Origin of the sequence: Hamadaea sp. NPDC050747, assembly GCF_040654195.1 — a bacterium.
Taxonomy (GTDB): Bacteria; Actinomycetota; Actinomycetes; order Mycobacteriales; family Micromonosporaceae; genus Hamadaea.
The window spans coordinates 316,648-343,205 of the sequence record NZ_JBFAHM010000007.1 but is presented as its reverse complement, the minus strand read 5'-3'; the positions used below and the strand labels follow the sequence as shown (position 1 = coordinate 343,205).

Sequence of the window (26,558 nt, the reverse complement as noted above, 5' to 3'; positions counted from 1 at the left end):
ACGAAGCCCGTGATCGACGACACGCTCCTCGAGGCCGAGGAGAAGATGGACCGGGCGGTCGAGCACGCCAAGGAGGAGTTCGCGGCGATCCGGACCGGACGCGCCAACGCCTCGATGTTCTCCAAGATCTCGATCGACTACTACGGCACGCCCACGCCGCTGCCCCAGATGGCGTCGGTCTCGGTGCCCGAGCCTCGCATGGTCATCATCAAGCCGTACGACTCTTCGCAGCTCGGCGCGATGGAGAAGGCCATCCGCGACTCCGACCTCGGGGTCAACCCGGCCAACGAGGGCACGCTCCTGCGGATCGTCGTCCCCCAGATGACCGAGGAGCGCCGGCGCGACATGATCAAGATCGCTCGGGGCAAGGGCGAGGACGCGAAGGTGGCCGTCCGCAACATCCGCCGCAAGGCCAAGGAGGAGCTCGACCGGATCGTCAAGGACGGCGAGGCGGGCGAGGACGAGGGCCGGCGGGCGGAGAAGGAGCTGGACGACCTGACGCACAAGTACACGGCGGTCGTCGACGAGCTGCTCAAGCACAAGGAAGCCGAGCTGCTCGAGGTATGAGCGACGACGGGACGGACCCCGGCTGGGGCGCCGGCGCCAACGCGTACGCCCGGCTGCGCGGCCTCGGCGAGGACGACTCGGCGGGCGGCTTCTTCGAGCGCTCCGACGACACCCCAGCCGCGGCCGCCGAACCGCCGCCGCGTGAGCGCCGTGCGCCGCGTACCAGCGAAGCTCCGCGTACCAGCGAAGCTCCGCGTACCGGCGAAGTCAGGCGGACCAGTGAGACTTCGCGGATCAGTGCGGCCTCGGAACCGGCTCGCGTCACCGAGCCGGACGTTGTGCGTACCACTGAGTCGGAGACGACGAGCGCCGCGGAGTCCGAGCCCGAGTCGACGCCCGGCCGGCGCGGACGCCGCCGCCGGTCCGCCGGCCGCAACGTGCCGGTGTCGATCGCGGTCGGGATCGCCCTGGCCGGGACGGTGCTGGGCGTGCTGTTCTACGCGCGGCAGCCGTGGTTCCTGCTGATCCTGATCGCCGCGAGCTCGATCGGCATCTGGGAGCTGGTCCGGGCGATCCGCCCGACCGGCGCGAACCCGCCGCTGATCCCGTTGATGGTCGGCGGCGCGGTCATGCTGAGCCTGACCTGGTTCCGCGGCCTGGAGGCGCTGAGCCTGGGCCTGCTGATCACCGTGCTGGCGGTCTTCGTGTGGCGGCTGGCCGACGGGCCGGCGAACTATCAGCGCGACATCGGGGCCTCCGCCCTGATCATGGTCTACGTCCCGTTCCTGCTGGGCTTCGCGGTGCCGATGACCACCGCCGACGACGGCCAGTGGCGCATCCTGTGCACGCTCGCCGCGGTGATCCTGTCGGACACGGGCGGTTTCGTGAGCGGCGTCCTGTTCGGCAAGCATCCGATGGCCCCCACCATCAGCCCGAAGAAGAGCTGGGAGGGGTTCGGCGGGTCCATCGTCTGGGCCGCGGCCGGCTCGGCCGTGCTGGTCTGGCTGACCTTGGACGTGGCGCCCTGGTGGGGCGCGGTGTTCGGGGCGGTCGTCGCGGTGGCCTGTGTGCTGGGCGATCTGGCGGAGTCGCTGCTCAAGCGGGATCTCGGGATCAAGGACATGAGCAACCTGCTGCCCGGTCACGGCGGCCTCATGGACCGGCTGGACTCGATCTTGTTCGCGCTGCCCGCGGCCTACCTGTTGTTCTCGATCCTGGCTCCCACCTCCTGAAGAGTCTGTGGTGAGTGACGCCACCGAGGCCACGGACGCTGGTTCCGGCGTGGGACACTGGAACGACCATGACTGAACTGCCGCTGCTCTCCGTCGACCGCAAGCCGATAGTGCTGGAGCGGGGCGCGAGCGAACCGGCGGCCACGGCGCGGCATCGCGCCAAGCTGCCGCCGCGTCACCTCGCCGACCTGGACCTGCCCGCCCGGCGGGTGGCCGTCGCCGCCCTGGGGGAGAAGGAGTTCCGAGCCGCCCAGCTGTCGACGCACTACTTCGCGAGACTCGAGCGGGACCCGGCCCGGATGACCGACATCCCGCTGACCGCCCGCGATCGGCTCGCGGGCGATCTGCTGCCTCAGCTCCTCACCCCCGTACGCGAATTGCAGTGCGACGACGGCGCGACCCGGAAAGCGCTGTGGCGGCTACACGACGGTTCCCTGGTCGAGAGCGTCCTGATGGGCTATCCGGACCGGGTCACCGTCTGCATCTCCAGCCAGGCGGGCTGCGGCATGGCCTGCCCGTTCTGCGCGACCGGGCAGGCCGGGCTCACCCGCAACCTGTCCATCGCCGAAATCGTCGACCAGGTGGTCTACCTGGCCGGAGTGGCCGCTTCGGGCGGCGTACCCGGCAGCCCCAACCGGCTAAGCCATGTCGTCTTCATGGGCATGGGCGAGCCGCTGGCCAACTATCCCCGGGTCATCGAGGCGGTCCGCCGCCTGACGAGCCCGGCGCCGGAGGGCCTCGGCCTGTCCCAGCGGCACATCACCGTCTCCACCGTCGGCCTGGTCCCCGCGATGCGGAAGTTGGCCGAGGAGGACCTCTCCGTCACTCTTGCGCTGTCGCTGCACGCGCCCGATGATGAGCTTCGCGATGAACTCGTGCCGGTCAACCAGCGCTGGAAGGTAGCCGAAGTGCTCGATGCGGCGTGGGCTTACGCAGCGAAGACGGGGCGCCGGGTCTCCATCGAGTACGCGATGATCCGGGACGTCAACGATCATCCCTGGCGCGCGGACCTGCTGGGCAAGCTGCTCGCGGGGCGGCTGGCCCATGTGAACCTGATCCCGCTCAACCCCACGCCGGGCAGTAAATGGGACGCGAGCCCCAAGCCCGTGGAACGGGAGTTCGTCCGGCGGCTGCGCGCGGCCGGAGTCCCGACTACTGTGCGTGATACGCGGGGGCGCGAGATCGACGGAGCGTGTGGACAGTTGGCGGCTAGCGAGGAGTCGGCATGAGCGGACAGGGTGGCCAGCGTTTCAGGCGTCGGGCCGTACGGCGGGGTTACAAGGTCGACGAGGTCGACACCTTCCTCGACCGGGTGGAGGCCACGCTGAACGGGGCCCCGGGCGCGCACGTCACCTCGCAGGAGGTCCACGACGTCGTGTTCCGCGTACGCTTCGGCGGCTATGACGAGTGGCAGGTCGACCTGCACCTGGACCGGGTCGAGCGGCAGCTGGCCGAGCTCGAGGAGCGGGCCAAGGGGCCCGGCCGGGGCGAGGCGCTGCGGGCGACCGAGCGTCCCGGTCCGGTTCCGCCGGTCGGCGGGCCGCAGCAGCCGCCGCTGCCGTCGCGTCCGGTCCCGCAGCCGCAGCGATTCGAGCCGGAGCCGGCTTTCGGCGGTTACGACGGGGGTCCCGTCGGGGTCGGCGGTGGGGCCGGGTTCGATCCGGGCCGCCACGGCAAGGCCGACATGACCACCGAGATGCGGATGCCGCCGTCGCCGCCGCCGCCGGGATCCTTCGAGCGCCCGCCGGCCGCGCCGCCCGGCGGTTTCGACCGTCCGCAGGCGCCGCAGGGCTTCCAGGCGCCGCCTCCGCCGTCGCGGGACAGCTACGGGCCGGGTCCGGAGTTCGAGCGGCCCGCTCCGCCGGCCGGGAACACTTACGGTGCTCCGGTCACGCCGCCGCCGGCGTACGGGGGTGCTCCGCAGGGCGGTGGCTTCACCAGCCCGGCCGCGGCCGCGATGAACGGCCCGGGTGCGGCCGACGTCCAGCGGGTCGACCAGATGCGGCGGACCTTCCAGCTGCGCCGGTTCGGCAGCGGCTACGACCCCACCCAGGTCGACCGGCTCTTCGAGGGCGTCATCGGGGCGCTCGCCGGGCAGCCAGGCGCGCCCATCGGGGACAACGAACTCGATCCGGCCCAGTTCAGCCTGGTGCCGGGCGGCTATTACGAGGCCGAGGTCGACGCCGCGTTGCGGGAAGTACGCGACATCGTCCGGCGGCGCTAGCCCGCTCTACGCAGAAGTCGCCGCGCCCCTTCGGGACGCGGCGACTCTTGCGTTTCGGGGGTGATCATCGCGTCACCCATGCTGTTTCGCGCGGCGAAATGCCCGAGTAAACAGCATGCCTGACGCGATGATCACGCCAGAGAGAGCGCGGGGCTCAGCGAAGCCCGTTCCGCCGCAGCACGGCGTCGATGATGATCAGCGCCGCGATGATCCCGGCGAAGGTGACGAGGAAGACGTCCTCGACCCGGCCCTCGTGGTTGCCGAGCGTCATCAGCAGCAGGGCGATGATCGAGAGCACGCCCGCGATCCGGGCGGCCTTGACCGGCGTGGGCTTGTGCTGATCGGGGGAGGTCACCGGTTCGGTTCCAGCCACTGTTCGGTCCTTCCAGGCGAAGCTGACGTGCTTAGTCTGGCATGCTCCACGCGTCCGGTAGCCTCGGGGCGGGGATAACGCCCGGCGGCCTGCCGGGACGCGGACGCGGCGAGCTGAGGGAGACGGGACCGGTGCGGATCACGGGCACGGGGCACGCGAGTATGCGGATCGACACGGCGGCGGGCAGCATCCTGTGTGATCCGTGGGTGAACCCGGCGTACTTCGCGTCGTGGTTCCCGTTCCCCGACAACTCCCAGCTCGACTGGGAGTCGCTGGGCGACTGCGACTACCTCTACGTCTCGCACCTGCACCGCGACCACTTCGACGCGGCGCACCTCAAGCGGTTCGTCAGCAAGTCCGCGACGGTGCTGCTGCCGGAGTACCCGACCAGTCAGCTCGAGGACGAGCTGCGCGATCTCGGCTTCACCAGTTTCCTGAAGACCAAGTCCGACGAGGTGCACGAACTCGACGGCGGGTTGAAGGTGATGATCCAGGCGCTGATCTCGCCGACCGACGGCCCGATCGGGGACTCCTCGCTGTGGGTCGAGTACGATGGCGTACGCGTGCTCAACCAGAACGACGCCCGTCCCACCGACCTCACGCGCTTCGCGGAGTTGGGTCACGTCCACGCGCACATGCTGCAGTTCTCCGGCGCCATCTGGTACCCGATGGTCTACGAGCTGCCGCAGGCGGCGAAGACGGCGTTCGGCAAGCAGAAGCGGGATCGTCAGTTCGACCGCACTTGGCGGTACATCGCCGATCTCAAGGCCGACTGGGTCTTCCCGATCGCCGGCCCGCCGTGCTTCCTCGACGACGAACTCTGGCAGTTCAACGACTTGCCCGCCGCAGGCGGGACCGGTGGCTCAGCCGGCGACGAGGGGAACATCTTCCCCGACCAATCCGTGTTCATGCGGGAGTACGCCAAGGTCGGCGGCACGAACGGCGTCGTCCTCCTCCCCGGTTCGGTGAGCGAGCTGACGACCGAGACGTGCTCGACCACCCACCCCGTCGACGACCTGGACGAGTTCTTCGAGCAGAAGGAGACGCACCTCAAGGCGTACCGGGACCGGCAGCGGGTCGTCATCGAGCGGGAGAAGGCGAGCTGGTCGCATCCCGAGATCGACGTGCTCGCCGGGATGAAGGCGCGCATCGAGCCGCTCCTCGACGAATCCGTCTACCTGGCCAAGGGCGTCGGCGGGCCGGTCCGCTTCGATCTGACCGACCCGGCCGGCGAGGTCATCGAGTCGATCGTCGTCGACTTCCCGGGCAAAGAGGTCCGTCCGGCCGCCGACGAGAAGGTCCGCTACCGGTTCAAGACCGAGCGGCGGCTGATCGAGCACCTGCTGCACATCGACGAGGGTGACTGGGTGAATTCGCTGTTCCTGTCCTGCCGATTCTCGGCCGCGCGGATCGGGCAGTACAACGAGTTCGTCTACGCCTTCTTCAAGTGCCTCTCCGAGGAGCGCCTCCAGTACGCCGAAGGCTGGTACGAGTCGCAGCGCCCGGACGCCGAGGACATCGTCATGAACGGCTGGCAGTTCCAGCGCCGCTGCCCGCACCTCAAGGCCGACCTCACCCGGTTCGGCATCGTCGAGGGCGACGTCCTGACCTGCCAGCTCCACGGCTGGAAGTTCAACCTCGCCAGCGGCAAGTGCCTCACCAGCGTGGGCCACGAGATTCGCTCTGTGCGCGCCGAATAATCATTTCCCAGGTCCGCCGGGGTGCAGACCGTCGCTCCCGTCGGGCACCGTCCGCGGGTCGGCTCCCCGTCCGCGGGTCGGCCGCGTTATGCGGGATAACGTCCCCTTTCGGGGCGGCCAAGGCCGCGTTATCCCGGGATAACGCGATGATCTTGGCGCGCAGGCGCGCGGGCGCGCGGGCGCACGGGCGCGCGGGCGCGGGCTCACATCGTGAGTTGGCGGAGCATGTCGTCGAGGTTCTGCTCGAACAGCGGCTCCGGGTCGTCGGTCGCCCAGCGGAGGTGGCCGAAGATCTCCATGGTGATCGCGCCGGCGAGCCGGGTCCAGCCGATGAGGAAGAACGCCACGCCTTCCATCGGCAGTGCCTGGCGCAAAGCCTCGACGTTCGGCCCGCTGAGCGCCTCGGCCACCCCGGGCACGAGCGGTTGCGGCGGTGTGGTCCGGGCGTGCCAGACGGCGGTGAACGGTTCGAGGAAGGCCAGGGTGAACCGCATCGCGGCGTCGCCCTTCGGCGTGGACTCGACGTGGTCGTGCATCGTGTCGATGACGGGTTCGCCGCAGATCAAGGCGTACTCGTGGGGATTGCGCAGGGCCCATCGGCGGTAGACGCGACACGCCTCGCGTAGCTGGTCGAGGGGGGTGGCCCCGTTGTCCCGGGCGGCCAGGACCTCGGCGGTGAGCGCGTCGTAGCGGTCGGCGCAAAGGTCTTCGACGAGCGCGTCCAGGCTGTCGTAGTAGCGGTAGAGCGCGGCGGCGGTGAGACCCATGTCACGCGCGATCGCGCGCAGCGAGATCGACGCCGGGCCGCCCGCCGTGAGCTGGGCCCGCGCGGCGTCGCGGATCTCCTGCTTCGTGGCTTCCCGTTGTCGTTCCCGGCGGTTCGTCGCCATCTGACACCCGTTCTCCTTGACACGAGTTAACGGCGTTGGCAAAGTAAACGGCGTTAACTCTAATAAGCAGCGCTCACAGCTTAACGCAAGCTGAGGCGAAGGGGGAGGTACGCGATGTGGGGAAGGGTGATCCAGCGGTTCCGCTGGCCTGTCCTGCTCGTGGCGCTCGGCGTGGTGATCGTCAGCGCGGTTTGGGGCACCGGGGTGTTCGGCAAGCTCACCGGCGGGGGCTTTGAGAACCGGGCCAGCGAGTCCTACCAGGCGACCGTGAAGATCAAGGAAATCTTCGGTGACCAGAGCATCGATCTGATCGCGCTCTACACCGCGCCCGACGGCAAGCAGATCTCGGACTACTCCGCCGCGGTCACGAGCACGCTGACCACCCTGAAGGGCAACCCCGAGGTGTCCGAGGTCCTCTGGGACCCGAATCGGATGACCTCGACCGACGGCCGCTCCACCTACGCGGCGATTCGCCTGCACGGCGACGATCAGGACGCCAAGCGGGAGGTCTACGACGATTTGCGCCCGTCGCTCGACGTCCCGGGCGTGACGACCGAGGTGGGCGGGGCGATCGCGTTCCTCAAGTCGGTCAACTCGCAGACCAGTGAGGACATCGCGTTCGCCGAGACGATCTCGATGCCGATCCTGTTGCTGTTGCTGCTGTTCATCTTCCGCGGCCTGGTCGCCGCGGTCACGCCGCTGATCGTCGGGGTGATCGCCACCCTCGGCGCGTTCGCCGCGGTCCGGCTCATCACTTACGCCACCGACGTCTCGGTCTTCGCGATCAACATCATCACCATCCTCGGCCTCGGCATGGCGATCGACTACGCGCTGTTCATCGTCAGCCGGTTCCGCGAGGAGCTGGCGGCCGGACTCGACACTCCGGCGGCGATCACGCGTACCCTCCAGACCGCCGGGCGCACGGTGCTCGTCTCGGGTCTGACGATCGTGCTCGCGCTCTCGTCCCTGCTTGTGTTCCCCCAGGTCTTCCTGCGGTCCATGGGCTTCGGGGGGATGGCGGCCGTGGGCGTCGCGATGCTCGCGTCGCTGACCGTCCTGCCCGCGTTCCTCGCCCTGCTCGGTCCCCGGATCAACGCGGGGCGCATTCGCCTCCCCTTTGGTACGCGTAAAGCAGCGACCGAGCCGGCGAGTGACGAGCGGGGCGCCTGGGGACGGCTGGCGCACAGTGTGATGAAGCGGCCGGTGGTGTACGCCGTCGCCGTGGCCGCGGTCCTCATCACCATCGCGTTGCCGGCGCTGCGGATCAGCTTCGGCGGGTTCGACGAGCGGCTGCTGCCCCCGGATTCGACCGTACGCACGGTGAACGACCGCCTGGATTCGGGCTTCACCGGGGCGACCTCGGACTACCCGATCCAGGTGCTGGTCAGGGGCGACGCCTCGGCCTCCTATGTGGACCAGATTCGGGCGGTCGACGGGGTGACCGGCGCCGACCTCGTCGCCACCAAGGACGGCGTGACGCTGCTGAGCGTCGACTACGACGGCGACCCGTCCGAGGCGGCGACCCGCGACATCGTTCGCGATCTGCGGGACCTGCCACCCCCGTCGGGTACGCAGACCCAGGTCGCCGGGCGGGCCGCGATGGATCTCGACCTGCTGGACAGCCTCGGTGAACGGCTGCCCTGGGCGGCCCTGATCATGGCCGGCGCGACCTTCCTGCTGCTGTTCCTGGCGTTCGGCTCGGTGGTGCTGCCGATCAAGGCGGTCGTGATGAACCTGATCTCGATCGGGGCCAGCTTCGGCGTCATCGTCTGGGGTTTCCAGGAGGGTCACCTGGCCGGGGCGATGGGCTTCACCAGCACGGGATTCCTCGACCCCACCAACCTCGTGCTCATCCTCGTCATCCTGTTCGGCCTGGCCACGGACTACGAGGTGTTCCTGCTCTCCCGCATCCGGGAGGAGTGGGACGCCACCGGCGACAACACCCGGGCCGTGGCGCGGGGCGTACAGCACACCGGCGGGATCATCACCGCGGCCGCGCTGCTGCTGGCGATCGTGGTCGGCGGGTTCGCCACCGGCGAGATGGCGTTCGTGAAGATGATGGGCGTCGGCATGCTGGTCGCGATCCTCGTCGACGCGACACTCGTCCGGATGATCCTGGTGCCGGCGACGATGCGGCTGCTCGGCCGGTGGAACTGGTGGGCGCCCGGTCCGCTGGGCGCGATCTACCGCCGATTCGGCATCAAGCACGACACCCCCGCCACACCTCCACCCACCCAGCCCGCCCCTTCCCGCGAACCGGCCCGCGCCTGACCCGCGGCCTGAGCGCCGCCGGTTTTGGCGCTGGATCAGGGATCTCGGTCGAATCATGGGTCAAGATTCGACCGAGATCCCTGATCCAGCGCTGTAGGGGGAGGCCTGAAGTCCGGTTACCGTTGCCGGGTGATTTTCGAGACCGAGCGCCTGATCGTCCGCGAATGGCGCGACACCCCTGACGATCTCGACCGGATCTTCGAGATCTACCGGCACGCCGAGGTCACTCGCTGGATCGGGATGGAGCAGCCGCTGCAGGTCCCGGACGAGGCCAGGGCGGTCATGACCCGCTGGCAGGCGCGCTACGAGAAGAACGAGCACAGGTACGGCCCGTGGGCGATGGAGCTAAAGGCGACCGGGGTCGTGGCCGGGACCGTGCTGCTCGGACCGCTGCCCGAACCGTCCGACGGCTCCGAGGGCCGGGGCGAGATCGAGGTCGGCTGGCATCTGCATCCCGATTCCTGGGGCCACGGGTATGCGACCGAGGCGGCGACCGGCGCACTGGACCTGGCGCTGAACCAGTACCAGGTCGCGGAGGTGTACGCGGTGGCGTACCCCACGAACGAGCGATCGATCGCCGTCATGAAGCGGCTGGGCATGTCCCCCCGAGGGCTGACTACTCGCTGGTATGGCCGTGAAGCGCAGTGTTACGTCACTCTGCCGAGGCAGCGGGCCGGATCGAATTGATCTTGAACGGGTAGAGTTATGCCCGTGAGCGAACCCCGCGCCATCGTGCTGCTCGGCTCGACCGGATCGATCGGCACCCAGGCGATCGACATCGTCCGGGCGAACCCGGATCGCTTCCGGGTGGTCGGGATCGGCGCGGGTGGCGGCAACGTCGAGCTGCTGGCCGCGCAGGCGCTGTCGCTCGAGGTCGAGGTCGTCGGGGTCGCCAAGGCGAGCGCGGTCCAAGACCTGCAGCTCGCCTTCTACGCCGAGGCGGCCCGCCGCGGATACGCCACCGGCGAGTTCAAGATCCCGAAGATCCTCGCCGGTCCGCAGGCCATGGCCGAGCTCGCCGAGTGGCCCTGCGACGTGGTGCTCAACGGGGTCGTCGGTTCGCTGGGACTCGCTCCGACGCTGGCCGCGTTGGGGGCTGGTCGCGTACTCGCGCTGGCCAACAAGGAGTCGCTCGTGGCCGGTGGGCCCCTCGTGCGGAAGGTTTCGCGGCCCGGGCAGATCGTGCCCGTGGACAGCGAGCATTCGGCGTTGGCGCAGTGCCTGCTGGCCGGTGATCGGCCCGAGGTTCGGAAGCTGATCCTGACGGCGAGTGGGGGAGCGTTCCGCGACCGTCGCCGGGCGGAGCTGGCCGACGTGACCTACGAAGAGGCGCTCAAGCACCCGACCTGGGACATGGGGCCGGTCGTCACGATCAACTCCGCCACCCTGGTCAACAAGGCGCTCGAGGTGATCGAGGCGCACGAGCTGTTCGACGTGAGCTATGACGACATCGAGGTCACGGTGCACCCGCAGTCGGTGATCCACTCCCTCGTCGAGTACGCCGACGGTTCGACGATCGCCCAGGCGAGCCCGCCCGACATGCACCTGCCCATCGCGCTGGCCCTCGACTGGCCGCACCGGGTGCCCGGAGCGGCCGCCCCGGTGGACTGGACGATGGCGCACAACTGGGAGTTCCGGCCCCTGGACACCGAGGCCTTCCCTGCGATCGAGCTGGCCAAGCAGGCCGGCCGGACCGGCCGCTGCCGGCCGGCGATCTTCAACGCCGCCAACGAGGAGTGCGTCGCAGCCTTCTCTCAGGGACGGCTGCCATTCTTGGCGATCGTGGACACGGTCGCCCAGGTCCTCAGCGACGCCCCGGAACTCGACGAACCGGGTACCGTCGAGGACGTGCTCGCCGCCGAAGAGTGGGCGCGGACTCGGGCGACCGAGCTGATCGTCGGGAAGGTTTCTTGATGCTGATTCTGGGGATCGCCCTCGGCGCCTTGGCCATCCTGGTCTCGGTCTCGTTGCACGAGGCCGGGCACATGCTGACGGCCAAGATGTTCGGGATGAAGGTCACCCGTTACTTCATCGGCTTCGGCCCGACGCTGTGGTCGTTCAAGAAGGGCGAGACCGAATACGGGATCAAAGGCATCCCGTTGGGCGGTTTCGTCAAGATCACCGGCATGACTCCCCAGGAGGAGGACGCCGACGACCCGCGCGCGATGTGGCGCTACCCCGTGTGGAAGCGGACGATCGTGATGGTCGCCGGCTCCGTGGTGCACTTCATCCTCGCGTTCCTGATCTTCTGGCTGGTCGCGGCGAACTTTGCCCTGACGAACCCGGACAATCCGGGTCCGGCCGCCACCGACGTCGCCAAGGCTCCGGCGTACCTGACGATCGCGAACTGCGTGCCGAAGGACCTCACCTCGGGCGACTGCACCACCACCGACGGCCCGGCCCTCGCGGCGGGTCTGAAGGACGGCGACCTCGTCACCGCGGTCGGCACGACCCAGGTGGCGAACTACGCCGACCTGGTCACCGCCATCCGTGCGCTGACCCCCGGTACGCCGACCCCGATCACCTACGTCCGCGACGGGCAGACCGCCACCGCGACGGTGACCCCGGTCGAGGCCCAGCGACCGCCGATCGACGACACCGACGGGGAGGTCAAGAAGGTCGCCGCGATCGGCGTCGGACTGGGCTGGGACCCGGCCCTGCCGAAGACGGTCGAGTACAACGCGATCGAGGCCATCCCGGTCGCCGGCGACCAGATGGGCGCCGCCGCCACCGGCGTGGTGACCTCGATCAAGAACCTGCCGAACAAGATCCCCGGTCTGATCGACGCGATCGGCGGCGGCCAGCGCGACGCCGACAGCCCGGTCAGCGTGGTCGGCGCCAGCCGGCTCACCGGCGAGGCCATCGAACGGGGCTTCTGGGAGATCGCCCTGCTGATCATCGCGGGGCTGAACTTCTTCGTCGGCGTCTTCAACCTGCTGCCGCTGTTGCCGCTGGACGGCGGGCACATCGCGATCGCGTGGTTCGAGAGGGCACGGTCGTGGATCTACGCGCGGCTCGGCAAGCGTGACCCGGGTCGCGTCGACTACTACAAGCTGATGCCCCTCACATACGCCGTAATCTTGGTGTTCGGTGCGTTCACCCTGCTGACCGTCACCGCGGACGTCGTCAATCCCATCACGATCTTCAAGTGAGAGAGCTGTGACTGCGATCAACCTCGGCATGCCGGCAACTCCTCCGCCCGCCCTAGCCCCCCGTCGCCAGAGCCGCCAGATCATGGTCGGCTCGGTGCCGGTCGGCGGCGGCGCGCCGGTCAGCGTCCAGTCCATGACGACGACGCTGACCGCCGACGTCAACGCCACCCTGCAGCAGATCGCCCAGCTGACGGCGAGCGGCTGCCAGATCGTCCGGGTCGCGGTGCCCAGCCAGGACGACGTCGAGGCGCTCCCCGCGATCGCCAAGAAGTCGCAGATCCCGGTCATCGCCGACATCCACTTCCAGCCGAAGTACGTGTTCGCCGCGATCGACGCGGGCTGCGCCGCCGTACGCGTGAACCCGGGCAACATCCGCCAGTTCGACGACAAGGTGAAGGAGATCGCGAAGGCGGCCTCCGAAGCCGGCGTGCCGATCCGCATCGGGGTGAACGCGGGCTCCCTCGACAAGCGCCTGCTGGAGAAGTACGGCAAGGCGACCGCCGAGGCCCTGGTCGAGAGCGCGCTGTGGGAGTGCTCGCTGTTCGAGGAGCACGGCTTCCGTGACATCAAGATCAGCGTCAAGCACAACGACCCGGTCGTCATGATCCGGGCGTACCGGCAGCTGGCCGAGCAGTGCGACTATCCGCTGCACCTCGGTGTGACCGAGGCCGGCCCGGCGTTCCAGGGCACGATCAAGTCCGCGGTCGCCTTCGGCGCCCTGCTCGCCGAGGGCATCGGCGACACGATCCGGGTCTCCCTGTCGGCGCCGCCGGTCGAGGAGGTCAAGGTCGGCCACGCCATCCTGGAGTCGCTGGGGCTGAAGGAGCGGGGCCTGGAGATCGTCTCCTGCCCGTCCTGCGGTCGCGCCCAGGTCGACGTCTACACGCTGGCAGAGCAGGTCACCGCCGCGCTCGAAGGGTTCCCGGCTCCGCTGCGCGTCGCCGTCATGGGCTGCGTCGTCAACGGTCCCGGCGAGGCTCGGGAGGCCGACCTCGGCGTCGCGTCCGGCAACGGCAAGGGCCAGATCTTCGTCAAGGGCGAGGTCATCAAGACCGTGCCGGAGTCGCAGATCGTCGAGACCCTGGTCGAGGAGGCGCTCAAACTCTCCGTCCAGATGGGTGTCGAGCTCCCCGAAGAACTCCGCGAACTCGCCGGCCCGGTAGTCTCCGTCCACTGACCTGTGGCCGGCTCCAGTCCACTAGCCGTGCAGCAAAAGCCCCGCTCACACCGAGCGGGGCTTTTGCATAATTCGCCCTCGGGTCACTCCTCGGCGAGGATGGCGTAGAGCTTGCGGCGCGTCTCGTTGAGGATCTCCAGGGCGCGAGCGCGCTGCTCCGGCGTACCGGATGCACCGACCTGGTGCAGGGCCTGCATGATCCCGAACCCGGCCTGTCGGAAGTCCTGAGCCTCGCTGACCTCGTCGGCCGTGAACTCCTGCCACGGGGCGCGGTTGGTCTCGGCCTCGGCCGCGGCGCGGCCTGCCTCGGTCAGGGCGTAGCTCTTGCGACCGCCCACTGCGCCAGCTGGGCCGGTGCCCGACGCATCCGTTTGCGCTCCGGCAATGGTGGCCTCGATCAGGCCTTCGTCTTCCAGTAGCTGCAGGGTCGGGTACACCGAGCCCGGTGAGGGCCGCCAGACGCCGCCGGTGCGGGTCTCCAGTTCGGAGATCATCTCGTAGCCGTGCATGGGGCGCTCGGCGAGCAGGCCCAGGATCGCGGCGCGGACGTTGCCACGGCGTCCCCGGCCTCGACCGCCGCCGCGGCGACCGTGCGGTCCCGGCCCGAATCCGGGGCCGAAGCCCGGCATGGGCGGGAAGCCCGGGCGGCCGCCGAAGGCGAACTGCCGATGCTCATGGTCATGGTGCGCGTGATGCGCTTCGCGAAGTCGTTCGCGCAGTTCTCGAGGGATGCGGTTCCTCATCTCGGTTCTCCTATCGCTGTTCTATCACCGATGCGTTAACGATATATCGGAAACTGATCGCCTGCAAGTGGTCGCGCGAACCTTCGTGTTCTGGCAGGCTGGAAGCGTGCTCACGAAGTCGGCGGTCCGGCAGCTCGGCGAGGCCGACCGGCCGGAGATCGAGCGGCTGCTCGCCACGGATCCCTACGTCACCGCTCAGGTCTGGGAGCGGCTCACCGCGCGCGGCCTCGGCTGGTGGCGGGCCGACGGCCGGATCTACGGCTACGGTCCGCGCGGCCGGCTCGACGCCATCTGCTGGCTGGGTACCCAGCTCACGCCGGTCGCAGCCACCGGCGACGCGGTCGTCGCCTTCGCCGACGTGCTCGGCCGCCTGGGGCGTACCTGCACGAGCATCGTGGGCCAGCGCGACCAGGTGATCGACCTGTGGGACCGGCTCTCGCCCCGGTGGGGGCGGGCTCGCGACGTCCGCGCGGTGCAGCCGCTGCTGGTCGCTTCCCGGCCCGCGCCGGTTCCGGCCGATCCAGGGGTACGCCTCATGCGCGCCGACGAGATCGACGTGCTCTTCCCGGCGGCGGTCGCGATGTACACCGAGGAGGTCGGAGTCTCCCCGTTGGACGGTGGCCGGGGCTACCGTCAGCGAGTCGCCGAGCTGGTCAAGTCGGGCCGGGCATACGCGAAGGTGGTCGACGGGCGAGTCGTGTTCAAGGCCGACCTCGCGGTGATCACTCCACATACGGCACAGGTGCAGGGCGTCTGGGTGGATCCGGCATGGCGGGGGCGGGGGATCGCGACGGCCGGCATGGCAGCGGTGGTGAACGACGCACTGCGGCGGGTCGCCCCGACGGTGAGCCTCTACGTCAACGATTACAACGTGCCGGCTCGGCGTGCGTACAAGACGTGTGGCTTTCAGCAGGTCGCGGAGCTGGCCACAGTGCTCTTCTGAGGACGGACCGGATCGAATCGCGGCGCGCCGATCCCCGCGTATTTCGCTACTTTGCGCATATGAGCGACTACGTTGCGCAACGATAGAGGGGCAGGCAAGTTACTGGCGCAGAGGTGTGTGGGCCCGATGGGGCGGATCGAGAAGAAGCTCTCCGACAGCACCACGAAGTACTACTGGTACCCCGGAGAGAAGCAGGAATGGATCCGCGCCGCAGTGTCGATCGGGGTCGGCGTCGTCGCCGCCGCCTTACTGATGCTGATGACCCACAACAGCGTGACGGCGGTGGTCGTCGGTACTTCGGCCACCTTGGCGATGGCCGGCTTCAACTTCGGTCGCCGGGACTCCAGGGCGCTGGCCGGTTTCCCGGGCATGGCCGACAAAGCCGCGCGCCGCGCCGCGATCGGGCACACCGGCCGGGCCGCCTGGCGTGGACTCGTGATGGGGGTGGGCAGTGCCGCGGCGGCGGTGCTGGTCATCAACCTGAGTCCCCAGGGCTGGCTCTACGACTGGCTGCTGCCGGTCGTCCCGGCGGTCGTCTGCGCGATCGCCCGGCAGATCGGGCTGGTCTGGGAGAAGCTCGGCACCACGGTGTCGACCAAGGGCCCCGCCGCCGAGCCCGCGAAAGCCGAGCCGGCGAAGGCCGTCCCCACCGACGGCTAGCTGTGACGCAGCGCTCCCATAAAACCATTTGGGCCGGTCGGGTACCGGTGGGAACATCCTCGGGTGGCGCTGCTCGAAGCTCATGACCTGACCAAGACCTTCCGCCGCCCCGAGAAGGATCCGGGGTTGCGCGGTTCGGTCAAACACTTATTCCAACGCAGGTACAGCACGAAAACGGCGGTCGGTGGCGTCGATCTCTCCATTGAGGCCGGTGAGGCGGTCGCGTACGTCGGCCCGAACGGGGCCGGCAAGTCCACCACCATCAAGCTGCTCACCGGCATCGTCGAGCCGACCAGCGGCGAGGTGCGCATCGGCGGCCTGGTCCCGCACCGCAACCGCGTCGCCAACTCCCGCCAGATCGGCGTGCTGTTCGGCCAGCGTACGCAGCTGTGGTGGGACCTGCCGGTCCGGGAGTCCCTGGCGCTGCTCCGGGACATGTACGACCTGACCCCGGATCGTTTTCGCGCCCAGTTGAAGCGCTTCGACGAAGTGCTCGGGTTGGACGAGCTGCTGCCGGTGGTGGCCCGCAAGCTGTCACTCGGTCAGCGGATGCGGGCCGATCTGGCCTGCGCCCTGCTGCACAGCCCGAGGATCGTGTTCCTCGACGAGCCGACGATCGGCCTCGACATCTCGGTCAAGGACCGGGTCCGGGAGTTCCTCCGGCAGCTCAAGGCGGACGGGACGACCATCATGCTGACCACGCACGACCTCGGCGACATCGAGGACACCTGCGAGCGCATCGTCATCATCGACGACGGCCGGGTGATCTACGACGGTTCACTCGCCCAGGTGAAGGACCGGTACGCCCGCGAACGCCGGGTGCATCTGCAACTGGGCTCGGACTTGACCGTCGCCGACCTGGCCGGCCGGTTCCCCCAGGCGACCGTCACGGCGGCGGCCGAGGGGCGGCGGGAGTTCACCGTCGCGTTCGACAAGGCGGAGTTGACCGCCGGAGCCGTCCTCGCCGGGGTGGCGCAGATCGCCGAGGTGCTCGAAGTCAAGATCGACGAGCCCGCGATCGAGGACGTCGTCCGCAAGGTCTACGCCGGTGAGCTGCTGCTCGCCGAGGGGAGTACGCCGTGAGGGCGTACCTGACGATGGCGCGCAACTCCATGCGGAGCACGTTCGCCTTCCGGACGGCGTTCCTGATGGCGGCGGTCGCGGCGTGTTTCCAACTCGTCGCCACCGTGGCTCTGTGGAGCGCCCTGCTGTCCAACGGCGGCAGCATCGGCGGCTTCACCCTGCCGGAGATGAAGGCGTACCTGCTCGTGGGGTATGTGACGGGCTGGCTCGGCAACGCCATCGGGGAGTGGACGCTGGCCAACCGCATCCGCGACGGTCAGGTGGCGCTGGACCTGGTGAAGCCGATCGAGACGCAGAAGATGATGTTCGCCCAGGTCCTCGGCGGGCTGCCGATGGAGCTGATCATGATCGTCACGGTCGGGGCCGGTTTCGTCCTCGTGGCCGGCCCGATGCCGGGGCCGAGCAACATCCCGCTGTTGCTGCTGAGCCTGCTGTGCGTGATGCCGATCCGGTTCTGCATCGGGTTCCTCACGACGCAGCTCGTCTTCTGGACGCAGAACTTCCACGGTGTCGCCTGGGCCCGGAACGCGCTGGGAGCGGTGCTCTCCGGCTCGCTCGTCCCGCTGTCGCTCATGCCCGGCTGGCTCCAGGCGACCGCGGCGGTGCTGCCGTTCGCCAGCCTGACCTCGACGCCGGCCCTGATCTACCTCGGAAAGGTCTCGACCTCGACGGCGTACCTCCTGATCGGGGGACAGGTGTTCTGGGTCGTGGCCCTCTGGTTCATCGCCCGCGTGGCGTTCCGCGCGGCCTCCCGGCAGGTGACCGTCCATGGTGGCTGAAAGCGATCGGCAGTCGAAAGTCCTTTTCTGGGGCGGGTGGGCGGGCGTACGCCGGAACGCCCGGCTCTATCGCCGTAGCCTGGGCGCGGTCGTCCGGGCGGTCCTGGAGTACGTCTCCGACTTCTGGATCCTCATCGCGGCCGGGATCGTGACGCAGTCCCTCGGGCTGGTCTTCCTCAGCGTCGTCATGGCCCGGGTCCCGCACCTCAACGGCTGGTCCTACCCGGAGATGGTGCTGATCTACGCCCTCGCCGGGGTCAGCTCAGGAGTCGTGCCGGTGATCTCCGACGGGATCTGGCAGCTCGCGTCCTTCATCCACAACGGTCAGCTCGACTACGCGCTGACGCGACCGGCCCCGCCGCTGATGCAGGTCATGAGCGCCTGGGTCGGCTTCAACGGAGTGGGCGACCTCGTGGCCTCGGCCGCCATGCTGACCTGGGCCCTCACCCGAGTCGACGTCCACTGGACCCCACTGAACGTGCTGATCCTGCTGGTGCTCATGATCAGCGGCATCGCGCTGCGGCTGGCGATGTGCGTCGTGGCCAACACGGTGTCGTTCTGGCTGCGGATGCCGATGCCCATGTTCGCCATGACCGCGTGGCAGGTCGGCGAACTCGCCCGGTACCCGCTGGGCATCTACGGCTTCGGCCTGCGGTTCCTGCTCGGGGCGGCGGCGCCGTTCGCCTTCGCCGGGTTCTTCCCGGCCGCCTGGCTGCTCGACCGCGGCGGGTACGCCTGGCTCGGCATCCTCACCCCGGTGGTGGCGGCGGCCTGGTGGTTCTTCGCCGTCTATCTTTTCCGCCGCGGCTTACGCCGCTACGAAAGCGCCGGCCACTAACTCATGATCATTGCGTCAGCCATGCTGTTTGAGCGGACATTTCGTCGCGCGAAGCAGCATGGCTGACGCAATGATCAGGCACGTCAGGAGCGGAGGCGGGCGAAGGCGTCCACGGCACGGGTCGTGGTCCAGTGGCGGTTGTGCGCGAACGGGCCGAACCGCTGCGGGCTGAGCGAGCGTACGTCCACTTCGGAGGAGCCGGACGTGATCAGCTCGGCGAGCGCCTTGCCCACGCCGCCGGCGAGTGCCATGCCGTGCAGGCTCATCCCGGCGGCGGCCCAGAGGCCGGGGACGTCGGTCTGGCCGACGAGCGGCTCGCCGTCCGGGGTGAACGCCTCGGGGCCGCAGATGACCTTGACGATCTCGGGGAGGTCCCGGATCCGGCCGGACGCGGCGGCGACCAGCTCGTCGATCGGCGCCGGGGTGGCCTGCGCACGCGACTCGGCGAGCGGCGGCGCGCCGTTGAGCGGCCACGCCGGGACCGGAGCCGACGGGTACGCCCCCAGGATCAGGCCGCCACCGGCGCCGCGCAGGTAGAGGTTGCGATCGGGGTCTCGCACGGTCGGCAGGGTGTCCGGATCGAGCGGGGTCTCGAACGGGGCGGTGACGGCGTACTGGTGGTTGACCGGCGCGACGGGCACGGTCGCCCCGGCGAGGTGCCCCAGGTGCGCCGACGCGGCTCCGGCCGCCAGCACCACCGTGCTCGTCTTGAGGTCGCCGTCCGACGTCCGGACGCCGGTGATGCGACGAGACGCGACGGTCAGCCCGGTGACGCGTACGCCGGTCCGGACGGTCACGCCGAGTGCGGTCGCGGCGGCGGCGAGCGCGGCCGGGAGGTCTTTCGGCCGGACGAAGCCCTCCTCGGGCACCCAGCCGACGGCCTGCACGTCCTTGTCGTCGATCAGCGGCGGCAGGGACGACGGCGGCCGCAGCTCGACGCCCAACGCGGTCAACGCGGCCACCCGTGCCGGAGTCGAGGCCAGCCGGAGACCGCCGACGGGACGCCATCCGGGGTCGAGCCCGGTCTCGGCGCGGAGGCGATCGGCGAGCGCGGGCAGGTAACCGACCAGCGCGCGGGTCGCGGGGGAGCCGCGGAGGGGCGTGACGAAACCGGCGGAGTGCCACGTCGTCCCGTCGGTGAGCTGATGCTGTTCGAGCAGGGTGATCTCCGTCCACCCCAGACTCGCCAGGTGGTACGCGACGGAGCAGCCGACGATGCCGCCCCCGATCACTACGGCGCGGGTTTCGGATGTCACCCAGAGAGATCTATCAAAGCGTACGCCGACACGCCAGACGTCGAGCGGTGTGACTGTTGACGTTCGAACAGCCGACCGGTAGATCTGACGTGTGAACGAGGCACCGATGAGCATCGAGGCGTTACGGGTCGCGATCTCGGCCGAGACGGTCGACACGGTGCTCCTCGCGCTGACCGACATGCAGGGGCGGCTGCAGGGCAAGCGGCTCTACGCGCCGTTCTTCCTCGACGAGGTGCTCGCCCATGGCAGCGAGGCCTGTAACTATCTGCTCGCCGTCGACGTGGAGATGAACACCGTCGGCGGATACGCCATCTCGGGCTGGGAGCGCGGATACGGCGACTTCGCCATGATCCCCGACATGCGGACGCTGCGCCGCCTGCCGTGGCAGCCGGGCACCGCCCTCGTCCTCGCCGACCTCGCCTGGCTCGACGGGACGCCGGTCGCCGAGTCGCCCCGGCAGATCCTGCGCCGCCAGCTCGACCTGCTGGAGTCCGAGCACGGACTGACCGCGTATGTGGGGACCGAGCTGGAGTTCGTCGCGCACAAGGAGTCCTATGAGGACGCCCAGCGCCGGGACTACCGGGCGCTCACCCCGGTCAACGGTTACAACGTCGACTACTCCGTGCTCGGCACCGCCCGGGTCGAGCCGCTGCTGCGCCGCATCCGTCAGGAGATGGCGGGCGCCGGGCTCTATCCCGAGAGCGCCAAGGGCGAGTGCAACCTCGGCCAGCACGAGATCGCGTTCCGCTACGACGAGGCGCTGACGACCGCCGACAACCACACCGTCTACAAGAACGGGGCCAAGGAGATCGCCGCCCAGGAGGGCTGCTCGATCACGTTCATGGCCAAACCGAACGCGCGCGAGGGCAATTCGTGCCACGTGCACTTCTCTCTGCGTACCAGTCGGGGAGAGCCGGTGATGAGCGGACCCGACGGCGCGTTGTCGCAGCTGGGCACCCACGTGCTCGCGGGCATGCTGGCGGCGACCCGCGAACTGTCGCTGTTCCTCGCGCCGAATGTCAACTCCTACAAGCGATTCCAGCCGGGGTCGTTCGCGCCGACCGCGTTGCGCTGGGGCCGCGACAACCGCACCTGCGCGTTGCGGCTGGTGGGGCACGGTCCGTCGCTGCGGGTCGAGCACCGCGTGCCGGGCGCGGACGTGAACCCCTACCTCGCGATCGCCGCGCTGGTCGCGGCCGCGCGCCACGGGCTGTCCGCGAAGCTGGAGCTCGAGCCCGAATTCACGACCAACGCATACGCGGACAGCAGCGCTCCCCGCGTCCCCGCTACCCTGCGCGAAGCGCTGTCGGTCTGGCGGGAGTCGGCGATCGTGCCCGAGTTCTTCGGCCCGGCGGTGGCGGAGCACTATGCGCGGGCGGCCGAGGTGGAGATCGAGGCGTTCGACGCGGCCGTGACCGACTGGGAGCTGCGACGGGGGTACGAACGACTGTGAAGATTCTGAATCCGGCGACCGGCCTGCCGGTGGCCGAGGTGACCCCGACGCCGATCGAGGGGGTCGACGACGCCGTCGCCGCCGCACGCGCCGTGTTCCCCTCGTGGGCTGCGGTGTCGCCGGGCGACCGGGCGAAACTCCTGCGTCGCTTCGCCACCGTGGTCGACGAGCACCGGGCCGAGCTGGCCGAGCTGAGCGTGGCCGAGGCGGGGCACCCGATCTCGTTGGCCCGCTGGGAGGCCGAGCACGTCCGGGACGTCCTGAACTACTTCGCGGGCGCGCCCGAGCGGCTGCTGGGTTCGCAGATCCCGGTGGCCGGCGGGATGACTGTGACCTTCCAGGAGCCGCTGGGCGTCGTCGGCGTGATCGTCCCCTGGAACTACCCGATGCCGATCGCCGCCTGGAGTTTCGCGCCCGCGCTGGCCGCGGGCAACGCCGTGCTGCTCAAGCCGGCCGAGGCGACGCCGTTGACCGCGCTGCGCCTGGCCGAGCTGGCCGTCCGCGCGGGGCTGCCCGAGGGCGTCTTCACGGTGCTGCCCGGCGAGGGACCCGTCGCCGGGGCCCGGCTGGTCGAGCACCCGGACGTCGCGAAGATCGGCTTCACCGGCTCGACCGCCGTCGGCAAGCAGATCATGGCGACCTGCGCCCAGCAGGTGAAGCGCGTGACGCTGGAGCTGGGCGGGAAGTCCGCCAACATCGTGTTCGCCGACGCCGACCTCGAACGCGCGGCGGCGACCGCCCCCGAGTCCGTCTTCGACAACTCCGGGCAGGACTGCTGCGCCCGATCCCGGCTGCTGGTCCAGCGAGCGGTCTACGACGAGTTCCTGGCGCTGCTCGAACCGGCGGTCGCCGCCTGGCGGGTCGGCGACCCGAACCAGGAGGACACCCAGATGGGTCCGCTGATCTCGGCGGCCCATCGAGCCCGCGTCTCGTCCTATGTGGAAGAGGCGGAGGTGCTGTTCCGCGGATCCGCCCCCGGCGGCGACGGTTTCTGGTACGCCCCGGCGGTGCTGGCCGCGGGCGGTCCCGGTGCCCGCGTCTGGCGCGAGGAAGTCTTCGGCCCGGTGCTGAGCGTGCTCCCGTTCGACGACGAGGCGGAGGCGATCCGGCTCGCCAACGACACCGAGTACGGGCTGTCCGGCTCGATCTGGACCCGGGACCTCGGCCGGGCGCTGCGCGTCTCTCGTGGAGTGCAGACGGGCAACCTGAGCGTGAACTCGCACTCCAGCGTGCGGTACTGGACTCCGTTCGGCGGGATGAAGCAGTCCGGGCTCGGCCGCGAACTGGGCCCGGACGCCCTGCTCGCCTTCACCGACATCAAGACCGTCTTCTTCGCCAACGCATGATCATTGCGTCAGCCGCCGGGGACGCGCTTGCGCCGAGCCGCCAGGAGTGCGGTCAGCTGCTTCGCGCGACGTTTTGTCCGATGAAACCGCATGGCTGACGCAATGATCACAGATAGGGAGTATGTGTGAACAGGTATGAGGGCAGGGTCGCGGTGGTGACGGGGGCGGCCAGCGGCATCGGGCTGGCCACCTCCCGACGGCTCGCGGCGGAAGGCGCGAAGGTCGTCACCGTCGACCTCACCGACACGGCCGAGCTGGCCGCCGAGATCGGCGGCGACCCGGTCGTGGCCGACATCGCCGACGAGGCGGCCGTCCAAGCCCTGTACGCCGGGGTCAAAGACCGGCACGGCCGGGTGGACGTCGCCTTCCACAACGCCGGGATCTCCCCGCCGGACGACGACTCGATTCTGGAGACCGGTCTGGCCGCGTGGGAACGCGTACTGCGCATCAACACGACGAGTGTCTATCTCGGCTGCAAGTATGTGCTGCCGATCATGCTGGAGCAGGGGCGGGGATCGATCGTCAACACCGCCAGTTTCGTGGCGTTGATGGGCGCGGCGACCAGCCAGATCGCGTACACGGCGAGCAAGGGCGGCGTCCTGGCGATGACTCGGGAGCTGGGCGTACAGTTCGCCCGGCAGGGCGTCCGCGTGAACGCGCTCTGTCCCGGTCCGGTGGCGACCCCACTGCTTCTGGAGTTGTTCGCCAAAGACCCCGAACGGGCCGCCCGGCGATTGGTGCACGTCCCCATGGGTAGATTCGCTCGACCGGAGGAGATCGCGGCCGCGGTCGCGTTCCTCGCCAGCGATGACGCATCCTTCATCACCGCTTCACAGTTCATCGTGGATGGAGGCATCACTGGTGCGTACGTGACGCCGCTGTGAGACGAACCGACCCGACGCACTTGAAGGCGCTGTGAGACGACCGATCATCGGGCTGACCACCTATCAGGAGCCCGCGAGCTGGGCGTTGTACCGGGACACCCCGGCCGCCCTGCTGCACGTGACCTACCTCCAGGCGATCCAGGCGGCCGGCGGCCGGCCGGTGCTGCTGCCGCCGGACGACGTCGACGCCGGCGTACTGGACGTCCTCGACGGGCTCGTCCTGACCGGCGGGGCCGACATCGACCCCGCTCGTTACGGTCAGGAGCGGCATCCGGCGACGCATCCGAAGCCGTACCGGGATTCGGCGGAGTCGCTGCTCGCCCGCGGCGCCCTCGACCGGGACCTGCCGGTGCTGGGCGTCTGCCGGGGGATGCAACTGCTCGCCGTGGTTACCGGGGGCTCGCTGCACCAGCACCTGCCCGATCTCGTGAGCACTTCCCTGCATCGGCCGCCGCCGTTCGACGAGGTGGCGTACGGGGAGCACGTCGTGCAGGTGGATCCGCAGTCGCGGCTGCACGAGATCATGGGCGGCGTGGCGAAGACCAGTACGCTGCACCACCAGGCGGTCGCCGACCCGGGCGCGTTCACGCCGGTGGGCTGGTGTGTCGAGGACGGCGTCATCGAGGCGATGGAGTCCCCGATCCACCGGTACGCCGTCGCCGTCCAGTGGCACCCGGAGACCGACCCGGACACCCCGTTGTTCCAGAGTTTGGTAACCGCGTCCCAAGATGTGTGACAGCCTGCCATGATCCAGTCATGGGCCAGGTCTATCCGCACATCGACGACCGCATCCGGGACTTCCTGCTGGCGCAGCCGGTCTTCTTCGTCGCGACCGCCCCGGCCGATCCGTCGGGGCACGTCAACCTGTCCCCGAAAGGGATGAGCGGCAGCTTCGCCGTGCTCGGGCCGCTGCGTTGTGCGTATCTGGAATATGGCGGAAGCGGGAACGAGACGGTCTCGCACCTGCGCGACGACCCGGCGGGTGGCCGCATCACCTTGATGTTCTGCGCGTTCAGCGGGCCGCCGAAGATCTACCGGCTGCACGGCCACGGCCAGGTGCTGTTGCCGCAGGACCCGGGCTTCGCGGAGATGCTGGCGAACTTCCCGGAGCCCGCGCCGGGCCTGCGCAACATCAACGTGGTCGACGTCACGCGTGTGAGTGACTCGTGTGGATACGCGGTGCCCCTGATGGAGTACCAGGGCGACCGGGACCTGCTGAGCCGGTATTGGGATCGGCGCACCCCCGAGGAGCAGGCCGAATACCGGGCGCGCAAGAACGCCACCAGCATCGATGGGGTGCCGGTCCGCTGGTAGGGTCGAGATCATGACGGTACGCGCTCCGCTGAAGCCCGGGAAGCTCTCGCCGATGCGGCAGGTGCCCGCGAGCATTCCGCGCCCGGAGTATGTGGGTCGGAAGGAGCCGAAGCGGCTCGGCACCGAGGTGCAGGACGCCGAGACGATCGAGAAGATGCGCATCGCCGGCCGCCTCGCGGCGCAGGCCACCGTCCTGGCCGGGGAGCACTGCAAGCCCGGGGTCACCACCGAGGAGATCGACCGAGTCGTCCACGAGTTCCTCTGCGACCACGGCGCCTACCCGTCCACCCTCGGCTACCGGGGCTACCCGAAGAGCTGTTGCACCAGCCTCAACGAGGTCATCTGCCACGGCATCCCGGACACCACGGTCATCGAGGACGGCGACATCATCAACGTCGACGTGACCGCGTTCATCCACGGTGTCCACGGCGACACCGACGCCACGTTCTGCGTCGGCGAGGTGTCCGAGGAGCACCGGCTGCTCGTCGAGCGCACGCACGAGGCGACCATGCGGGCCATCAAGGCCGTGGCGCCCGGCCGGCAGATCAACGTGATCGGCCGGGTCATCGAGTCGTACGCGAAACGCTTCGGCTACGGCGTGGTACGCCACTTCGGCGGGCACGGCATCGGCCGGGCCTTCCACAGCGGTCTGTTCGTGCCGCACTTCGACTCGCCGGGCGCGACCGAGGAGATGGTGCCGGGGATGACCTTCACCATCGAGCCGATGATCACGCTCGGGACGACCGAGTTCGACATGTGGCCCGACGGCTGGACCGCGACCACCAAGGACCGTCGCTGGACGGCCCAGTTCGAGCACACCATCCTCGTCACCGAGGACGGTCACGAGATCCTGACACTGCCGTGACCTCTTCATCCGGTGGAGACGCCGACGCGGTTCCGGCGGCGCTGATCGAGCACCACCACGCGGACGTGACCGGCGGCTGGCTGCGCGCGGCCGTTTTCGGCGCGATGGACGGGCTCGTCACCAACATCGGCCTCATCGCCGGTGTGGGCGGCGGCGGCCTGTCGCGGGACGCGATCATCCTCACCGGCATGGCGGGCCTGGTCGCCGGGGCGATCTCGATGGCGTTGGGGGAGTACACCAGCGTCACGACCGCCAACGACCAGCTGGAGGCCGAACTGGCCAAGGAGCGGCGAGAACTCGAACGCAACCCGCACGCCGAGGCCGAAGAGCTCGCGCTGAACTGGACGGAACGCGGGCTGCCCGAAGACCTGGCCCGGCAGGTGGCGCACTTCCTGAAGGACAACCCGGAAGAAGCGTTGCGGGTGCACGCCCAGGAAGAGCTGGGCGTCGTCCCGGACGCGCAGCCGAGCCCGTGGACCGCCGCGATCAGCTCCTTCGTCTGCTTCTCCATCGGCGCGCTGATCCCGCTGATCTCGTACCTGCTCGGCAGCGATTCACTGTGGCTGGCCCTGGCCATCGGCGGCGTCGGCCTCTTCGTGGCGGGTGCGCTGACCTCGCGCTTCACCCACCGCGGCTGGTGGACCTCCGGGCTGCGGCAGCTGGTGCTGGGGCTGCTGGCCGCCGGGGCGACGTATGCGATCGGCAAACTGATCGACGGCTCCACCACCGCCCTCTAGCCCGCCCGCCCTTTCCGCGCGCCTTCCCAGGCGCTCATTCAGCGCGTTCCCTCTGGTTCTTTCCGCGCGATCATCAACTATCGGGCATGATCGACCGGCGTGTCGTGTCCGGAGCGCCCTGATCGATCCCC

Annotated in this window: 26 protein-coding genes; 22 read left to right on the top strand and 4 right to left on the bottom strand. The window is 69.4% G+C overall.

What is annotated here, in order from left to right; translation table 11 throughout:
* Nucleotides 1-9 precede the first annotated feature (9 nt).
* The 4 genes from frr to AB0H43_RS18960 all read left to right on the top strand — a co-directional run bounded on the left by frr (nt 10) and on the right by AB0H43_RS18960 (nt 3,963).
* Nucleotides 10-567 carry a ribosome recycling factor gene (gene frr, locus AB0H43_RS18975; RefSeq protein WP_290861941.1) on the top strand — a complete coding sequence of 186 codons (558 nt, stop codon included), beginning with the start codon at nt 10-12 and terminating at the stop codon, nt 565-567.
* Nucleotides 564-1,739, top strand: a complete 1,176-nt coding sequence (locus AB0H43_RS18970) for a phosphatidate cytidylyltransferase (protein WP_360000665.1) — start codon at nt 564-566, stop codon at nt 1,737-1,739. Before frr ends, AB0H43_RS18970 begins: the two co-directional genes overlap by 4 nt.
* Nucleotides 1,740-1,903: 164 nt before the next feature.
* A complete protein-coding gene (rlmN, locus tag AB0H43_RS18965) occupies nt 1,904-2,968 on the top strand; it encodes a 23S rRNA (adenine(2503)-C(2))-methyltransferase RlmN (RefSeq protein WP_360000900.1) in 1,065 nt (354 codons plus the stop codon).
* Nucleotides 2,965-3,963, top strand: a complete 999-nt coding sequence (locus AB0H43_RS18960) for a DivIVA domain-containing protein (protein WP_360000664.1) — start codon at nt 2,965-2,967, stop codon at nt 3,961-3,963. Before rlmN ends, AB0H43_RS18960 begins: the two co-directional genes overlap by 4 nt.
* Nucleotides 3,964-4,117: 154 nt before the next feature.
* Here the strand turns inward: AB0H43_RS18960 and AB0H43_RS18955 are convergent, their stop codons facing one another.
* A complete protein-coding gene (locus tag AB0H43_RS18955) occupies nt 4,118-4,336 on the bottom strand; it encodes a DUF2631 domain-containing protein (protein WP_360000663.1) in 219 nt (72 codons plus the stop codon).
* Between the two features lie 137 nt (nt 4,337-4,473).
* Here AB0H43_RS18955 and AB0H43_RS18950 point away from each other — a divergent pair, with 137 nt between their 5' ends.
* A complete protein-coding gene (locus tag AB0H43_RS18950; RefSeq protein ID WP_360000898.1) occupies nt 4,474-6,036 on the top strand; it encodes a Rieske 2Fe-2S domain-containing protein in 1,563 nt (520 codons plus the stop codon).
* Between the two features lie 203 nt (nt 6,037-6,239).
* Here the strand turns inward: AB0H43_RS18950 and AB0H43_RS18945 are convergent, their stop codons facing one another.
* Nucleotides 6,240-6,926 (bottom strand): TetR/AcrR family transcriptional regulator, encoded by a 687-nt coding sequence (locus AB0H43_RS18945; protein WP_360000662.1) that lies wholly within the window; start codon nt 6,924-6,926, stop codon nt 6,240-6,242.
* Nucleotides 6,927-7,040: 114 nt separating this feature from the next.
* Between AB0H43_RS18945 and AB0H43_RS18940 the strand changes: the two genes are divergently transcribed.
* From AB0H43_RS18940 to ispG, 5 genes are all read left to right on the top strand, one after another.
* Entirely contained in the window at nt 7,041-9,197 is a 2,157-nt protein-coding gene (locus AB0H43_RS18940; RefSeq protein ID WP_360000661.1) for an MMPL family transporter, read from the top strand.
* 129 nt (nt 9,198-9,326) lie between these two features.
* The gene (locus AB0H43_RS18935) at nt 9,327-9,884 is read left to right on the top strand and encodes a GNAT family N-acetyltransferase (RefSeq protein WP_360000660.1); all 558 of its coding nucleotides are present in this window, start codon (nt 9,327-9,329) and stop codon (nt 9,882-9,884) included.
* 45 nt (nt 9,885-9,929) lie between these two features.
* Nucleotides 9,930-11,111 (top strand): 1-deoxy-D-xylulose-5-phosphate reductoisomerase, encoded by a 1,182-nt coding sequence (gene dxr, locus AB0H43_RS18930; protein ID WP_360000897.1) that lies wholly within the window; start codon nt 9,930-9,932, stop codon nt 11,109-11,111.
* Nucleotides 11,108-12,349: a site-2 protease family protein gene (locus tag AB0H43_RS18925; protein ID WP_360000659.1), complete on the top strand. Its 1,242-nt coding sequence runs from the start codon at nt 11,108-11,110 to the stop codon at nt 12,347-12,349. Before dxr ends, AB0H43_RS18925 begins: the two co-directional genes overlap by 4 nt.
* Before the next feature lie 7 nt (nt 12,350-12,356).
* Complete coding sequence (gene ispG / locus AB0H43_RS18920) at nt 12,357-13,526, top strand: flavodoxin-dependent (E)-4-hydroxy-3-methylbut-2-enyl-diphosphate synthase (RefSeq protein WP_360000658.1); 1,170 nt, start codon at nt 12,357-12,359, stop codon at nt 13,524-13,526.
* 83 nt (nt 13,527-13,609) lie between these two features.
* Here ispG and AB0H43_RS18915 read toward each other — a convergent pair whose 3' ends face one another.
* Nucleotides 13,610-14,155 carry a PadR family transcriptional regulator gene (locus AB0H43_RS18915; RefSeq protein ID WP_360000895.1) on the bottom strand — a complete coding sequence of 182 codons (546 nt, stop codon included), beginning with the start codon at nt 14,153-14,155 and terminating at the stop codon, nt 13,610-13,612.
* Nucleotides 14,156-14,375: 220 nt separating this feature from the next.
* On the opposite strand from AB0H43_RS18915, the gene AB0H43_RS18910 reads away from it, so the two are divergent.
* The 5 genes from AB0H43_RS18910 to AB0H43_RS18890 all read left to right on the top strand — a co-directional run bounded on the left by AB0H43_RS18910 (nt 14,376) and on the right by AB0H43_RS18890 (nt 18,572).
* A complete protein-coding gene (locus tag AB0H43_RS18910; protein WP_360000657.1) occupies nt 14,376-15,212 on the top strand; it encodes a GNAT family N-acetyltransferase in 837 nt (278 codons plus the stop codon).
* A gap of 126 nt (nt 15,213-15,338) precedes the next feature.
* Entirely contained in the window at nt 15,339-15,872 is a 534-nt protein-coding gene (locus tag AB0H43_RS18905; RefSeq protein WP_360000656.1) for a hypothetical protein, read from the top strand.
* 63 nt (nt 15,873-15,935) lie between these two features.
* Nucleotides 15,936-16,955, top strand: a complete 1,020-nt coding sequence (locus tag AB0H43_RS18900) for an ATP-binding cassette domain-containing protein (protein WP_360000655.1) — start codon at nt 15,936-15,938, stop codon at nt 16,953-16,955.
* A complete protein-coding gene (locus AB0H43_RS18895) occupies nt 16,952-17,734 on the top strand; it encodes an ABC-2 family transporter protein (protein WP_360000654.1) in 783 nt (260 codons plus the stop codon). The genes AB0H43_RS18900 and AB0H43_RS18895 overlap by 4 nt, the downstream gene beginning before the upstream one ends.
* Nucleotides 17,724-18,572: an ABC-2 family transporter protein gene (locus AB0H43_RS18890; RefSeq protein ID WP_360000653.1), complete on the top strand. Its 849-nt coding sequence runs from the start codon at nt 17,724-17,726 to the stop codon at nt 18,570-18,572. Before AB0H43_RS18895 ends, AB0H43_RS18890 begins: the two co-directional genes overlap by 11 nt.
* A gap of 83 nt (nt 18,573-18,655) precedes the next feature.
* Here AB0H43_RS18890 and AB0H43_RS18885 read toward each other — a convergent pair whose 3' ends face one another.
* Nucleotides 18,656-19,828, bottom strand: a complete 1,173-nt coding sequence (locus AB0H43_RS18885) for an FAD-binding oxidoreductase (protein ID WP_360000652.1) — start codon at nt 19,826-19,828, stop codon at nt 18,656-18,658.
* Nucleotides 19,829-19,934: 106 nt separating this feature from the next.
* Here AB0H43_RS18885 and AB0H43_RS18880 point away from each other — a divergent pair, with 106 nt between their 5' ends.
* The 7 genes from AB0H43_RS18880 to AB0H43_RS18850 all read left to right on the top strand — a co-directional run bounded on the left by AB0H43_RS18880 (nt 19,935) and on the right by AB0H43_RS18850 (nt 26,427).
* Nucleotides 19,935-21,281: a glutamine synthetase family protein gene (locus AB0H43_RS18880; protein ID WP_360000651.1), complete on the top strand. Its 1,347-nt coding sequence runs from the start codon at nt 19,935-19,937 to the stop codon at nt 21,279-21,281.
* 5 nt (nt 21,282-21,286) lie between these two features.
* Nucleotides 21,287-22,627 (top strand): aldehyde dehydrogenase family protein, encoded by a 1,341-nt coding sequence (locus tag AB0H43_RS18875; RefSeq protein ID WP_360000893.1) that lies wholly within the window; start codon nt 21,287-21,289, stop codon nt 22,625-22,627.
* 125 nt (nt 22,628-22,752) lie between these two features.
* Entirely contained in the window at nt 22,753-23,511 is a 759-nt protein-coding gene (locus tag AB0H43_RS18870) for a 3-oxoacyl-ACP reductase (RefSeq protein WP_360000650.1), read from the top strand.
* A gap of 31 nt (nt 23,512-23,542) precedes the next feature.
* Nucleotides 23,543-24,247, top strand: a complete 705-nt coding sequence (locus tag AB0H43_RS18865; RefSeq protein WP_360000649.1) for a gamma-glutamyl-gamma-aminobutyrate hydrolase family protein — start codon at nt 23,543-23,545, stop codon at nt 24,245-24,247.
* Between the two features lie 20 nt (nt 24,248-24,267).
* Entirely contained in the window at nt 24,268-24,825 is a 558-nt protein-coding gene (locus AB0H43_RS18860; RefSeq protein ID WP_360000648.1) for a pyridoxamine 5'-phosphate oxidase family protein, read from the top strand.
* A 10-nt stretch (nt 24,826-24,835) separates the two neighbouring features.
* Nucleotides 24,836-25,690 (top strand): type I methionyl aminopeptidase, encoded by an 855-nt coding sequence (map, locus tag AB0H43_RS18855; protein WP_360000647.1) that lies wholly within the window; start codon nt 24,836-24,838, stop codon nt 25,688-25,690.
* Entirely contained in the window at nt 25,687-26,427 is a 741-nt protein-coding gene (locus AB0H43_RS18850) for a VIT1/CCC1 transporter family protein (protein ID WP_360000646.1), read from the top strand. Before map ends, AB0H43_RS18850 begins: the two co-directional genes overlap by 4 nt.
* Nucleotides 26,428-26,558 lie beyond the last annotated feature (131 nt).

Coding starts and splice junctions, on each gene's coding strand:
- AB0H43_RS18970 (WP_360000665.1), top strand. CDS start 564: ATGAGCGACGACGGGACGGACCCCGGCTGGGGCGCCGGCGCCAACGCG.
- AB0H43_RS18960 (WP_360000664.1), top strand. CDS start 2,965: ATGAGCGGACAGGGTGGCCAGCGTTTCAGGCGTCGGGCCGTACGGCGG.
- AB0H43_RS18945 (WP_360000662.1), bottom strand. CDS start 6,926: ATGGCGACGAACCGCCGGGAACGACAACGGGAAGCCACGAAGCAGGAG.
- AB0H43_RS18940 (WP_360000661.1), top strand. CDS start 7,041: ATGTGGGGAAGGGTGATCCAGCGGTTCCGCTGGCCTGTCCTGCTCGTG.
- AB0H43_RS18915 (WP_360000895.1), bottom strand. CDS start 14,155: ATGCCGGGCTTCGGCCCCGGATTCGGGCCGGGACCGCACGGTCGCCGC.
- AB0H43_RS18905 (WP_360000656.1), top strand. CDS start 15,339: ATGGGGCGGATCGAGAAGAAGCTCTCCGACAGCACCACGAAGTACTAC.
- AB0H43_RS18890 (WP_360000653.1), top strand. CDS start 17,724: ATGGTGGCTGAAAGCGATCGGCAGTCGAAAGTCCTTTTCTGGGGCGGG.
- AB0H43_RS18880 (WP_360000651.1), top strand. CDS start 19,935: ATGAGCATCGAGGCGTTACGGGTCGCGATCTCGGCCGAGACGGTCGAC.
- AB0H43_RS18860 (WP_360000648.1), top strand. CDS start 24,268: ATGGGCCAGGTCTATCCGCACATCGACGACCGCATCCGGGACTTCCTG.
- map (WP_360000647.1), top strand. CDS start 24,836: ATGACGGTACGCGCTCCGCTGAAGCCCGGGAAGCTCTCGCCGATGCGG.